The following is a 12996-nucleotide window of genomic DNA, read 5'->3' as shown; positions in this document are numbered from 1 at the left end:
AGGTCGAGGCCACCCGCGACAGGTCCAATGCGTCGAAAAAGGCTCACGCAACTTCTCCGCTCCAGCGCATTGCGGGTAATCTTCGTCTTTGAACCCTTGCTGCAATCGATCATCCGGGAGCCCGCGGGTATGGAACTTCATGTTGTCATCAACGGCCGCAAAGACCTGCTGGGCCAGTTGTATCGACAATTGCGCAGCGCCATCGAGAGCGGTCGGCTGGCCGCCGGCACCCAGTTGCCGCCCAGCCGCCTGTTGGCCGAGCAACTGGGTGTTTCGCGCAAGACCGTGTCCGATACGTATGCGCAACTGACCTACGAAAATTTTCTCACCGGCGTGATCGGCAAAGGCACCTATGTCAACGCACGCCCGGCCATGATCGTGCGCAAGCAAAGCCACCGCGAGCTTGCCGGTGCCGACGTCGTCGAGGCTTGGCGCAACATGCCGGACTTGCTGCGACACCCTAACCCCGAGAGCGCGCTGCGTTATGACTTCATCGGCGGCGCCACCGGCAAGGGCCAGTTTCCCCTGGACGACTGGCGTCGCTGCACCGCCCACGCCTTGCGCCAGATTGCCAACGCCAAGGGTTTCTACAGCCAGCCCGAAGGCCTGCCGGCGCTGCGCAACGCTATCGCCCGGCACATCGCGTTTTCCCGCGGGGTCAATTGCCAGGACGCTGACGTGGTGGTGTGCAACGGCGCGCAGCAGGCGCTGGATCTGATTTCACGGGTGCTGACTCGTCCCGGCAGCCTGGTGGCGATGGAAGACCCTGGCTATCCGCCGGCACGCCTTTTGTTTGGCTCACACGGCGCAACGGTGGCCGGCGTGCCGGTGGATGAGCAAGGCATGCGCGTGGATTTGATTCCCGACGGCACGCGGCTGATCTATGTGACGCCGTCCCACCAGTTTCCCCTCGGCATGCCCATGAGCCAGCCCCGGCGCGAGGCCTTGCTGGCGCGGGCCTATGAGCTGGGGGCGATCATTATCGAGGACGATTACGACAGCGAGTTTCGCTATGAAGGGCGGCCCACCGACTCGCTGCAGAGCATGGACGAGCGCGGGATCGTGGCGTACGTCGGGACATTTTCGAAAACCCTGCTGCCGGAGCTGCGGCTTGGCTACGCGATCCTGCCGCCAGCGATTCTCGAGGCGGTGATCCTGGCCAAGCGCCTCACCGACCAGCACACCTCCACCCTGCCCCAATGGGCGCTGGCGAAATTCATCGCCGAGGGCTGCCTGCTCAAGCATATCCGGCGCTGCCACGCGCTGTATGCCGCTCGGCGCGAGCGAATCCTGGCGCGCATGGGCGACGACCTGTCACCCTGGTTCGAAGCCGTGCCCACCACGGCGGGCTTTCATATGGCGGTGCTGTGCAAGGTGCCGATGGACCTGGCCCTGATTATCGAACTGGCAAAAAAAGCCGAAGTCGGTATCTACAGCCTCGACGGCTTTTTCCATGTGGAAACTGTGCGACCCGGCTTGATACTGGGCTTTGGCGGCATCGAACTCCTCGACATCGATATTGCCCTTGACCGCTTGCGCGATATTTTGCGGCAGGTCGCCTGACCGATTGGACTGGACGTTTATCCGCCCATTGGCTGTTTAAGCCTGGCCTCGGCGGGCCTATTCTGCCCAGGTGTCATTGAGTGTCTGGGTAGATCCCGTTCAACTTGATTCAGGAGCCAGGACAATGTCTCGCCAAGTGATCAATACCGTTCAGGTGCAGGCCGCCGCCGGGCGTTCGGAAGAACTGGGCCGGCAGTTGCAGCAAATCGTCGAAACCCTGCGGGCCTTGCCAGGCTGCGATGCCTACATGGTCGATCGCTGCCCCGAGAACTCGGACCGCTGGAACGTCAGCGCCCGCTGGCAGTCGCAGGCGGCCATGCAGGCCCACTTCAACTGTCCCGAGGTCCAGGGCTTCATCAGCCTGATCGAAACCCGCCTGGCCCGCAGCGTGGACTTCAATAGTTTTCCGCTGGTGTGAAATGTCCGGTCGTTGCCCCATTGGTCTACCGGTCTTTTGCAGAATTGGAGGTTTTTCCACGCTGTCCAGGGGCTTAGGGTGAAGCCATCGCCACCGCGCGAGTTCACTCACCACCAAGGTCCCGCCACGATGAAAACACTCTGCCTGATCGCCGCCCTGAGCCTGCTCCCCGTTGCCCCGCTCTTCGCCCACGAAGCCGGCCCTTCCGAGAAGGTCCAGGTGCTGCAAGAAAAGCAATTGAAGAACCTGCCCGGCAAGAAAGCCATGATGCTCACTGTCGACTATGCACCCGGCCAGTCGTCAATCGCCCACAAACACCAAGGCACGGCCATGGCCTATGTCCTTGAAGGCGCGATCACCTCTCAGGTCAAGGGCGAGCCGGCGACCACCTATAAGGCGGGCGAGTTCTGGTATGAACCCGCCGGCTCCGAGCATCTGGTGTCGAAGAATGCCAGCTCCACCCAACCGGCGAAGCTGCTGGTGTTCATGGTGATGGGCGAAAACGAGGCCGTGCTGATCCCGTTGGAAAACTGAACCCAGGCAAGCCAGCCTGGATATCGCCACTGCCCAGCAAAATCCGTTGCAACGTTCGTCCCCCTCACAAGCGGCACGCGGTAAGGTAGCCAAAACCATCCGGATCGAGGTGTGTCTTGGCGTCCTATTCCTTGCGGCAGTTGAAGTACTTTGTCACCACGGTCGAATGTGGCAGCGTCGCTGAAGCTTCGCGCAAGCTCTACATTGCCCAGCCGTCGATTGCCACGGCAGTCAAGGGGCTCGAGGACAGTTTCGGCGTGCAGCTGTTGATCCGACACCATGCCCAAGGTGTGTCGCTGACCCCCGCCGGTGCGCGCTTCTATCGCAAGGCCCAGGAGCTGCTGCGCATGGCCCGGGAGTTCGAGCAAAACGCGCTGGCGGACAACGATGTGGTCAGCGGACAGATCGACATAGGCTGCTTCGAGACCGTCGCCCCGCTCTATCTGCCACGGCTGATCGCCGGTTTTCGCGAGCGCTTTCCCGGGGTGGAAATCCGCGTGCAGGACGGCGAGCAGCAGGAGCTGGTGCAAGGCTTGACGGGCGGGCGTTTCGACTTGGCGATTTTTTATGAGCACGACCTCGACAGTACCATCGAGACCGAGGCATTGACGGCGCCGCAACGGCCCTACGCCTTGTTGCCAGCCGGGCATCGCTTCGCCAGCCAGGCCCAGGTGTCGCTGCGCGACCTGGCGCTTGAGCCGATGATCCTGTTGGACGTGCAGCCCAGCCGGACGTATTTCGTGAGCATCTTTGAAGAGCTTGGCCTGACGCCGAACATCGTCTTCAGCTCGCCCTCCATCGAGATGGTGCGCGGCATGGTCGGCCAGGGGTTCGGTTTTGCCGTGCTGGTGACTCGCCCGCAATCGACCTGTACCTATGACGGCCAGCAGGTGGTCTGCATCGACATCGGCGAAGACGTGACAGGCTCGGCGCTGGTAGCCGGCTGGCTCAAGCGCGCCCACCTCACCAAGCCGGCCCAGTTGTTCGTGAACTACTGCAAGGAACAGTTCGGGGAGTGGCTGGCGTAGGCCAGCCACCTTTTATGGCGAGCGAGCTTGCTCTCATGGAACAAATTGCAACCATCTGATTTTCAAGGCTGAAAACACATATCGATCGTTCCCACGCTCCTGCGTGGGAATGCCGCCAGGGACGCTCCGCGTTCCGCTTTTGGGGGTGACGCAGAGCGTCACGGGATGCATTCCCACGCAGAGCGTGGGAACGATCAAAGTAAATCCCCTCGCCACAAGAGCGATTCGCTACAGGGTGGCGGGCTAGCGAGCTGCCCAGGCGTTGAAGCGTTGCTCCAGCTCTTCACCATGGTCGACCCAGAACTCGGCATCCACCGCTTGCGCCTGCGCCAGGTTGGCCTCGGCAGTCGGTAGTTGCTCGCGCACCTCGGCGGGCAGCAAGGCCAGGGTCTGGCGATGCACAGGTCCGTAAGGGATGTTTTCCGAGAAGACTTTCTGGGTTTGCGGCTGACTGGCAAAGGCGATGAACTTCTCGGCCAGGGCCTTGTTCGGCGTGCCTTTGACCACCGCCCAGTATTCCGGGTCATACAGGCTTTGCGGCCAGACAATGCTCAGCTTCATCCCCTCCTTCTGCGCCGAGGCGATGCGACCGTTGTAGGCAGCGCTCATCGCCACGTCTCCGGCCACCAGCCATTGCGCCGGTTGCGCGCCCGCCTCCCACCATTGGATGTTCGGCTTGATCTGGTCCAACTTGGCGAATGCCCGTGAAACGCCTTCCGGCGTGTTCAGTACCTTGTATACGTCCTCAGTCTTGACGCCGTCCGCCAGCAAGGCGATCTCCAGTGTGTACTTGGCGCCCTTGCGCAAGCCGCGCTTGCCCGGGTACTCGGTCACGTTCCAGAAGTCCGCCCAGGACTTGGGCGCCTTGGCGAGTTTGGTCTGGTCATAGGCCAGGACCATCGACCAGACGTACGTGGCCACGCCGCACTCAGTGAGCGCGCCCGGGACGTAATTCGCCGGATCGCCGAGGGCCGCCTGGTCAAGCTTTTCGAACAGTCCCTCTTCACAACCGCGCAGCAACTCGGGACTTTCCACCTCGACCACATCCCAACTGGTGTGCCCGGCCGAGACCATGGCCTTGATCTTCGATAACTCGCCGTTGTACTCGCCGGCGACGATGTTCCCTGCACCGCTGGCGTTGAAGGGTTGGAAGTAGGCCTTGTCCTGGGCCAACTTGGTGGCGCCGCCGAATGAAATCACGGTCAGGCTTTGTGGCGCGGCCAGGACGCTGGTGCTCAGTAACGCCAGGGCGCACGCAATGTTGCATCGCAAGGATCTGGACATGAAGCGGTTCCTCGAAAATGCCGGCTCGCCCGCACGAGCCGGCGACGGGACTCAAAGGCAACCGTAAGCGCGGGCGGTGCGGTCTACAGCTTTACGGGTCTTATCGACCAGTTCGTTGATGTCGGCATGACTGGCCACCAGCGCCGGGGCCATGATCATCCGGCCCAGCGTGGAGCGGATGATCAGGCCCTCCTCGAAACCGAAGGTGCGGCATTGCCAGGCCATTTCGTTTTCGTTGGCGAAGCGCTTGCGACTGTCCTTGTCTTCGGCCAGTTGCAGGGCCGCGACCATGCCGGCGCCCTGGATCTCGCCAATCAGCGGATGCCCGTCGAACGTTTCGCGCAGGCAACGTTGCAGGTACGGGCCGGTGTCTTCCTTGACCTGGCTGACGATGCCCTCGTCGCGCAGGGCCTTGAGGTTGGCAATCGCCACCGCCGCCGCCACCGGGTGCCCGGAATAGGTCAGGCCATGGGCAAACACGCCGCCCTGCTCCACCAGCACCTCGGCCATGCGTTTGGACAGGATCAGCCCGCCCATGGGGATGTAGCCGCTGGTCAGGCCCTTGGCGATCGACAAGGTGTCGGGTTCGAAACCGAAATACTCATGGGCAAACCACTCACCCGTACGACCAAATCCACCGATCACTTCGTCGGCGCACAACAGCACGTCGTATTGCCGGCAGATGCGCTGGATTTCCGGCCAGTAGCTCTCAGGCGGGAAGATCATGCCGCCGGCGCCCTGGAAGGGTTCGGCGACGAACGCGGCGACATTGTCGGCGCCCAGTTCGAGGATCTTTTCTTCCAGTTGCCGGGCGGCGCGCAGGCCGAATTCGGCAGGCGTCAGGTTGCCTTCGTGGGCGAACCAGTACGGCTCGTCGATGTGCGCCACATCCGGAATCACCCCGCCCATTTCGTGCATGAACTTCATGCCGCCGAGGGCCGAAGCGCCAAGCGTTGAACCGTGGTAGCCGTTCCAGCGGCCGATCATGATTTTCTTCTGCGGCTTGCCGAGGATTTGCCAATAGCGGCGCACGGTGCGAATCAGCACCTCGTTGGCCTCGGAGCCGGAGTTGGTGTAGATGGCGTGGCTGTAGTGATCCGGCAGCAGGCTGAACAGCAACTCGGACAGTTCCACCACCGCCGGGTGGGTGGTGTGGAAGAACATGTTGTAGTACGGCAATTGCTCCAGCTGCCGGCTGGCCGCGGCCGCCAGGTCCTGGCGGCCGTAACCCAGGTTGGTGCACCACAGCCCGGACATGCCGTCCAGGTAACGCTTGCCATCGTTGTCCCAGAGCGCCAGGCCTTCGCCACGAACGATGACCCGCGGCCCCTCGGCGTTGAGGGCCTTCTGGTCGAGAAACGCATGAATATGGTGCGCGGCATCCAGCGCCTGGTATTCACGGGTGCTGCGTGTTGGCTTGGGTGATGCGCTCATTACAGGTCTCCTTGCTTATTGAAATTGTCGGAATCGGTAGGCGCCAGTGGCTCGGGCTTGAACAGCGGCTTGCCCATCACGCACTTGACCCACACCAGCGCGATCAGCGAGACGATGGCCAGCACCGCACCGGCGCTGGCGAAGATCGGCACCGTCATTTCCGGGCTGGGGGATACATGCCAGATGGCAAAGACCATGCCGGCGATACCGAACAGCTGGGGCAGCGGGTAGAACGGCGTACGGAAAGGCCGATGCGCATCGGGGTAACGACGACGCAGGGCAATCACGTTGATGTGGGTGATGACGTAGGCCAGCAACCAGGCCAGCGCAGCCGCCAGCAGCAAGAGGTTGATAGCGTCGGGGCTGTCGTGCATCAGCAACAACGGCAGGCCGGTGACCAGCGCCACGAACAGCACCGCGACCCACGGCGCGCCGCTGCGCTTGCCCTGGCGCTTGAAGATGCCGAACGCCTGGCCGCTGCGGGCCATGCCCAGCAACATGCGCGGGATGGCCGCAAGCGAGCTGTTGAGCGTGCTGCACGTCGCGGTGATGGCGGCGGTCACCAGGAACACCTGCCCGGCTTCACCGAACACCGTGGTCGCGAACAGATAATGCGGCAGGCCGTTGCTGGCCAGCTCAGCCTGGGGAATGGTCAACAACGCACCCAGGCAGTACAGGCAGATGATGACGAAAATCACCGTCAGGCCAATCATCATCGAGGCCGGTATGTTGCGCTCCGGGCGCCGTGTCTCCTCCACCAGAGGGCAGACGAACTCGGCCCCGACGAAGCCCCACACCGCCATCGCGGTCAAGGCGATGACACCGAGCCCCATGGGATTCCAGCCGGAACTCGCCACCAGCGTCGAGACGCTGCTGGCCCCGTCGCTGGCCAAGGCACCGAGGCCCATGACCAACAGCATGACGGTCATGACCAAGGCCAGCACGGTTTGCAGGCGCGAGAAAATGTCGATGTTGAACAGGTTGAGCACGGTGAACAGGCACAGCACCCCCAGCGCCACGCTCAGCGGCGGCATCGAGTGCGGGTAGACCTTGTCGATGATGAATTCCATCAGCAGCAGTTCTGCCGACAAGGCAAACATCGCCACCACGACATAGCCGGAAAAGGTCGCCAGGATCGCCGGGAACTGGCCGATAGCGACTTCGGTGTAGCTGCTCAGGCTGCCGGCGCGAGGAATCATCAGCGCCAGTTCTGAGAACGAACAGGCGTAACTCAGGGCCAGCAGCCAGGCCAATGCCAGCGGTATGACAAAGCCCATGCCGGCGATCCCGGCGCCTTGCAGCATCAGCACCATGACACCCTGGGAAACCACCAGGCCCACGGCGACCGCCAACAGGGCGCTCAGGCCCAGGCGTCGACGTGGGCCTGCCCGGGATGGGGTAACGGTTTGTAGCGGCACGCTTGAGGAACTGTCCATCGGTTGCTCCGTTTTCTTGTTTTATGAAGAACAAAACGATTGCGGGTAGAAGCTTGAGCCGCGGTCAGTCGCGCAGCTGGATCCAGGTGGTCTTGAGTTGCGTGTATTTGTCGAATGCATGCAGCGACAGATCGCGACCGAAGCCCGATTGCTTGCCGCCGCCAAACGGCACGGTGACGTCCAGGGCGTCCACGGTGTTGACCGACACCGTGCCGGCGTTCAACCGTCGCGCCACCCGGTGAGCGCGGTTCAAATCGTCGGTCCACAACGAGGCCGCCAGCCCATAGATGTGCTCGTTGGCCATGGCGATGGCCTGTTCTTCGTCGTCGAAAACGCTGACCGCCAACACCGGCCCGAACACCTCTTCACGGGCCAACTGCATGGCCGCAAGCACATCGGTGAAAATCGTCGGCTCAATGAAATTGTTCGATCCGTCGATGCTCAACTGGCGACCACCGCAGACCAGGCTCGCGCCTTCGGCCTGGGCCTGCTGGATGTACTGCATGATCCGTGCGGTCTGGCGCGCATCAACGATGGCCCCGGCTCGGCTCGACGGGTCCAGGGGATTGCCGGGCTGCCACAGCCGCGCTTGATCGATCAGGCGTTCGACGAATTCGTCGTGGATCGAACGCTGCACCAGCAGCCGGGAGTTGGCCGAGCAGACTTCGCCCTGGTTGAAGAAGATTGCGAACGCGGCCTTCTGCGCCGCCAGGTCCAGGTCCTGGCAGTCGGCGAACACCAGGTTCGGGCTCTTGCCACCGCACTCCAGCCAGACCTGCTTGAGGTTCGATTGGGCCGAGTACTGCATGAAGTACTTGCCGACCTCGGTCGAGCCGGTGAACACCAGTGAATCGACGTCCGGGTGCAAGCCGAGCGCCCTTCCCGCCTGCTCGCCCAGGCCCGGCACAACGTTGAGTACGCCCGGTGGCACGCCCGCTTCCAGGGCGAGTTCGGCCAGGCGCAGCGCCGAGAACGGCGATTGCTCGGCGGGTTTGAGCACCACACAGTTGCCCGCCGCCAAGGCCGGTGCGAGCTTCCAGGCCGCCATGTCCAGGGGGAAATTCCACGGCACCACCGCCGCGATCACCCCGAGCGGAACACGGGTAATGGTGGCAAGGACGTTGGCTGCCGATGGCGCGACCTGATCGTAGAGTTTGTCGAGGCTTTCGCCGTACCAGGCAAACACATGGGCGGCGCCCGGCACGTCGATGTTCCAAGCATCCATGACCGGCTTGCCCATGCTCAGGGAGTCAAGCAGCGCCAGTTCTTCGCGATGGGCCAGCATCAATTGCGACAGGCGCAACAACACCGCCTTGCGTTCGGTCGGCGCCATCCGCACCCACGGGCCATGCTCATAAGCCCTGCGGGCGCTGAGTACGGCGAGGTCGACTTCCGGCCCAGCGCAGGCCACCACATTGGCCAGCAACTCGCCATTGGCCGGGTTGATCACTTGCAGTCGAGCGCCGTCGAGAGCCTCGCATGGTTCGCCGTCAATCAGGGCGCTGTCGCGCAGGCGCAATTGAGCGGCCCGCGCCTTCCAATCCTTCAATTCGTTCACAAGTAATTCCTTGAATCAGACGTCGTTGACTTCGCTGAGGTAAATCGCCAGGCGATCCATCAACCGGTCGCAAGCTGCCATTTGTTCAACGCTCACGTATTCGTCGGGTTTGTGCCCCTGGTCCATGCTGCCGGGGCCGCAGACCACCGAAGGGATGCCGGCCTGGTGAAACAGCCCGCCCTCGGTGCCGAACGCCACGGTGCTGAAGACGTCGCTGCCACACAGCCGGGCGATCAGGCGCGCGGCTTCACTGTCCGGCGACGTTGCCAAGCCGGGGTAGGCAGACACGTGTTCAAAACGGATCGCGGTGTCGGCATTGACCGCACGCATCCTGGGCAGCAGCGCCTGCTCGGCGTAGTCCTGCAACTGGTCCACAACTCGCTGCGGGACAAAATCCGGCAGAGCGCGCACTTCAAAGTCAAAACGACAATCGGCCGGGACGATGTTCAATGCCGTGCCGCCGTGGATCACCCCGACCTGCACCGTCGAATACGCCGGGTCGAAGCGCTCGTCGTGCCGTGACGGCTCGGCCAGCGCCGCGCCGATTTCCCCCAACCGGCCGATCAGGCGCGCCGCCTGTTCGATGGCGTTCACTCCGTCAGGCGCGTAGGCGGAATGGCAAGCCGCGCCTTTGACGTGGCAACGCATCGCCAACTTGCCTTTGTGGCCCAGCACCGGCTGCAGCTCGGTGGGCTCGCCGATCAGGCACAGGGCCGGTCGGGGAATGCGTTGCGGCAACGCTTCCAGCAGACTGCGCACGCCGAGGCAACCGACCTCTTCGTCATAGGAAAACGCCAAGTGCAGCGGACGACGCAGCGGGCTCGACAGGAACATCGGCACCGCCGCCAGCGCGCAAGCGAGGTAGCCCTTCATGTCCGCCGTGCCACGTCCGAACAGCTTGCCGTCCGCTTCGGTGAGTCGGAACGGATCGACCGTCCAGGCCTGGCCGTCCACCGGCACCACGTCGGTGTGCCCGGACAACACGACGCCGCCGGGCACCGCCGGGCCTATGCTCGCCAGCAGGTTGGCCTTGGTGCGGTCGGCGTTGTAGATCAGCTCACTATCGACGCCCAGCCCATGGAGGTAGTCGCGCACGAACTCGATCAACGCCAGGTTCGAGTCGCGGCTGACCGTGGCAAAGCCCACCAATTCGGCCAGCAGTGCGCGACTGCGCAGCTCACTCATCGCCCGGCACTCCGTAACTCGGCGCCTGGGTCGGATCGAGGGCACGGGTCAGGTAATCGCGCAGTTGCGGCTGATACGCGAGCCAGAGCTTTTCCAGTTCGCCGATGGGGTTTTCATCCGCCCAGTCGACCCGCAGATCGACGATGGGCCAGGTCAGGTCATCCACCACCGACAGCGCCGCCGAGTGCACGGCCCCGGCTTCTCCGCCCGCCGTCTGCCCGGCCTGCAGGGCATTCAGCAGGCGGGACGCGAGGCTCCCTTCGCCCTGCTCGAAAGCCGTCACCATGGCTTCGATGACGCCCTCACCCGCCAACAGATTGCCGGCCGCCACGCATTGCTCACCTGCTTGAGCGCCGTGGATGCCCAAGGCATGGCGGCCGCTGAAAACTGCCGTGCGTCCTTGGGCGTCGATCACCGCCACCTGGCGATACTCGCCATAGCCGTTACGCGCCAAGGCCTTGTCCAACGCTGCCTGGGCGTTCGAACCGAACGACAAATCATCGAGAATCTGCGGCCCGAGGGCCGGCAGCGTAATGTTCTGGCTGGAAACCGCGCCGACACCGGCTCGCAGCCACGGGCATCGGGCGCCGACGGCGATGCTGGAAGAACTGATGGCAATGCCCAACTGGCCGGTTTCGGCGCAGCGTCCGACGATGGAAAACGTCATGTCGTGCTCCTTATTCGGGAATGACCGCAATCACGTCGATTTCCATCAGCCACTGCGGCTGGCCCAGGGCGCTGACCACCAGCCCGGTGGAAATCGGAAACACGCCTTTGAGCCATTTGCCGACTTCCTGATACACCGGCTCGCGGTAACGCGGGTCGATCAGGTAGGTGGTGGTCTTGACGATGTGGCTCAGGTCGCTGCCGGCTTCTTCCAGCAGTTGCTTGACGTTGCGCATGGCCTGCTCGGCCTGGGCACGCGGATCGCCGAGGCCCACCAATTGGCCGTTGAAATCGGTGCCGACCTGGCCGCGCACATAGACGGTATTGCCGGCGCGGACGGCTTGGCACAGGTCGTTGTCCAGCGTCTGGTTCGGGTAGGTGTCTTTGGTGTTGAACATGCGGATGCGAGTGTGAGTAGGCATCAGCGGACTCCCATGAGGCTGGTTTTCGAAGGTTGCGTGCTGCCCGGCGCTGGCGATTGGGCAACGCGCTGGGAGGCGTCCCGGTAGTCGAGGTACGTGCGCTGTTTGACGATGTGCTCGGTGATATGCCGGGCGTCGTGCCACACGCCCCAGATGAACGCCGAGCCCCGGCGCGACAGCCAAGGCAGGCCGACGAAATACAGCCCTGGCTCGCTGGACACGCCGCGTTGGTGCCGGGGTTTGCCGCTGGCATTGAGGGCATCGACTTTTAGCCAGCTGTAATCCACCGAATACCCGGTCGCCCAGATGATGCTGCTGACACCCGCCTCGGCCAGGTCCAATTCCAGGATCGGTTGGGTCAGGCATTCGGGATCCGGCAATAGGCGACGCGCCTCCGGTTCCGGCGGAAGATCCAGGCCGTTGCGCTCGATATAGGCGTCGGCGGCATCCAACAACGCCAGGTAGTTTTCATCGCCCCTGGCAATGTTTTCGGCCAGGTTCGATTCAAAACTCACCACGCTGCCGTTGAACGACCGGGTCAGGCCCACCAGCGTGATGCCTTCATGGGCCAGCCGGCGAAAATCCACGGTGTGCCCGCCGCGCGCGCCGCTCACGGCGATGGTGACGTGCTCCTTGCCCGGCTTGACCGCTTCGGCATCCCACTCGCCCAGCACCCCCAGCCACCAGCAGAAATCACGGTTGCGATACGCTCGCGGCGGCCGGTCATGGGCACCCACCGAGAGGTAGACCTGCTTGCCGGCGCGCTGCAATTCATCGGCGATCTGCACCCCCGACGACCCGGCGCCCACCACCAGCACCGGGCCGTCGGCCAGATGCGCGGGGTTGCGATATTGCGCCGAATGAATTTGCCTCACCGTGGCCATGTCAGGCGCAATCGGCGGGATCACCGGGCGCTGAAACGGGCCGGTGGCGACCACCACGTTGATGGCCTCGATCAAGCCCTCGGACGTATCGACGGTGAAGCCGGGGCGACCGGTATTGCGCTCGACGCGGCGCACGTCCACGCCGGTACGGATCGGCGCCTTGAACTTGTTGGCATAGGCTTCGAAGTAATCGGCCACCTGGTCCTTGGAGGCGAAGGCATCGGGGTCCAGGCCCTCGAATTCCAGCCCTGGAAAACGGTCATGCCAGGCCGGGCCGTTGGCAACCAGCGAATCCCAGCGCGCCGTGCGCCAGGCCTCGGCAATGCGGTTGCGCTCCACCACAAGGTGCGGCACGCCTTGGCGGCTCAAATGTTCACTCATCGCCACGCCGGCCTGGCCGGCACCTATAACGAGCGTATCTATGCGTATTGTTTCAACGGGCATATCGGGCACTTCCGGCAGTGGGTTTGGTTCAGGTCGGCGCGGTGCCGCCTCGGGTTCTGATTTCTTGTTGTTCTGCGGTTGCGACTATCGAGAGGAGGTGTCGAGGCGATTGTGTTGGCAGGCGGGAATTTGCGAAACGA

At 63.3% G+C, this 12996-nt stretch carries 11 protein-coding genes and 1 pseudogene; 4 read left to right on the top strand and 8 right to left on the bottom strand.

What is annotated here, in order from left to right; translation table 11 throughout:
* The first annotated feature begins 129 nt into the window (after positions 1–129).
* The 4 genes from HU762_RS01675 to HU762_RS01660 all read left to right on the top strand — a co-directional run bounded on the left by HU762_RS01675 (position 130) and on the right by HU762_RS01660 (position 3543).
* A complete protein-coding gene (locus HU762_RS01675; protein ID WP_186632016.1) occupies positions 130–1563 on the top strand; it encodes a PLP-dependent aminotransferase family protein in 1434 nt (477 codons plus the stop codon).
* A gap of 124 nt (positions 1564–1687) precedes the next feature.
* A complete protein-coding gene (locus HU762_RS01670; protein WP_186632013.1) occupies positions 1688–1981 on the top strand; it encodes an antibiotic biosynthesis monooxygenase family protein in 294 nt (97 codons plus the stop codon).
* Between the two features lie 129 nt (positions 1982–2110).
* Positions 2111–2515, top strand: coding sequence for a cupin domain-containing protein (locus HU762_RS01665; RefSeq protein WP_186632010.1), 405 nt, complete (start codon positions 2111–2113; stop codon positions 2513–2515).
* Between the two features lie 116 nt (positions 2516–2631).
* On the top strand, positions 2632–3543 hold the full coding sequence (locus HU762_RS01660) for a LysR family transcriptional regulator (RefSeq protein WP_186610693.1): 912 nt from the start codon (positions 2632–2634) through the stop codon (positions 3541–3543).
* Between the two features lie 243 nt (positions 3544–3786).
* On the opposite strand, the gene HU762_RS01655 is transcribed toward HU762_RS01660, so the two are convergent.
* The 8 genes and pseudogenes from HU762_RS01655 to HU762_RS01620 all read right to left on the bottom strand — a co-directional run bounded on the left by HU762_RS01655 (position 3787) and on the right by HU762_RS01620 (position 12888).
* Positions 3787–4827 carry an ABC transporter substrate-binding protein gene (locus HU762_RS01655; protein ID WP_186632007.1) on the bottom strand — a complete coding sequence of 347 codons (1041 nt, stop codon included), beginning with the start codon at positions 4825–4827 and terminating at the stop codon, positions 3787–3789.
* Positions 4828–4878: 51 nt separating this feature from the next.
* A complete protein-coding gene (locus HU762_RS01650) occupies positions 4879–6261 on the bottom strand; it encodes an aspartate aminotransferase family protein (protein ID WP_186632004.1) in 1383 nt (460 codons plus the stop codon).
* The gene (locus HU762_RS01645) at positions 6261–7697 is read right to left on the bottom strand and encodes an APC family permease (RefSeq protein ID WP_186632000.1); all 1437 of its coding nucleotides are present in this window, start codon (positions 7695–7697) and stop codon (positions 6261–6263) included. Before HU762_RS01645 ends, HU762_RS01650 begins: the two co-directional genes overlap by 1 nt.
* Positions 7698–7761: 64 nt before the next feature.
* Entirely contained in the window at positions 7762–9255 is a 1494-nt protein-coding gene (locus HU762_RS01640; protein WP_186631997.1) for an aldehyde dehydrogenase family protein, read from the bottom strand.
* 15 nt (positions 9256–9270) lie between these two features.
* Positions 9271–10440: an acetylornithine deacetylase gene (argE, locus tag HU762_RS01635; protein ID WP_186631994.1), complete on the bottom strand. Its 1170-nt coding sequence runs from the start codon at positions 10438–10440 to the stop codon at positions 9271–9273.
* Positions 10433–11107, bottom strand: coding sequence for a DUF1028 domain-containing protein (locus HU762_RS01630; RefSeq protein ID WP_186631991.1), 675 nt, complete (start codon positions 11105–11107; stop codon positions 10433–10435). Before HU762_RS01630 ends, argE begins: the two co-directional genes overlap by 8 nt.
* A gap of 10 nt (positions 11108–11117) precedes the next feature.
* Positions 11118–11528: a RidA family protein gene (locus tag HU762_RS01625; protein WP_003201555.1), complete on the bottom strand. Its 411-nt coding sequence runs from the start codon at positions 11526–11528 to the stop codon at positions 11118–11120.
* Positions 11528–12888, bottom strand: a pseudogene (locus tag HU762_RS01620) (NAD(P)/FAD-dependent oxidoreductase). Before HU762_RS01620 ends, HU762_RS01625 begins: the two are co-directional and overlap by 1 nt.
* Between the last annotated feature and the right edge of the window lie 108 nt (positions 12889–12996).

The organism is Pseudomonas sp. SWRI92, assembly GCF_014268685.1.
Classification (GTDB): domain Bacteria; phylum Pseudomonadota; class Gammaproteobacteria; order Pseudomonadales; family Pseudomonadaceae; genus Aquipseudomonas; species Aquipseudomonas marvdashtae.
The sequence above is the reverse complement of the archived record's forward strand: the minus strand, read 5'-3'. Positions and strand labels throughout refer to the sequence as shown.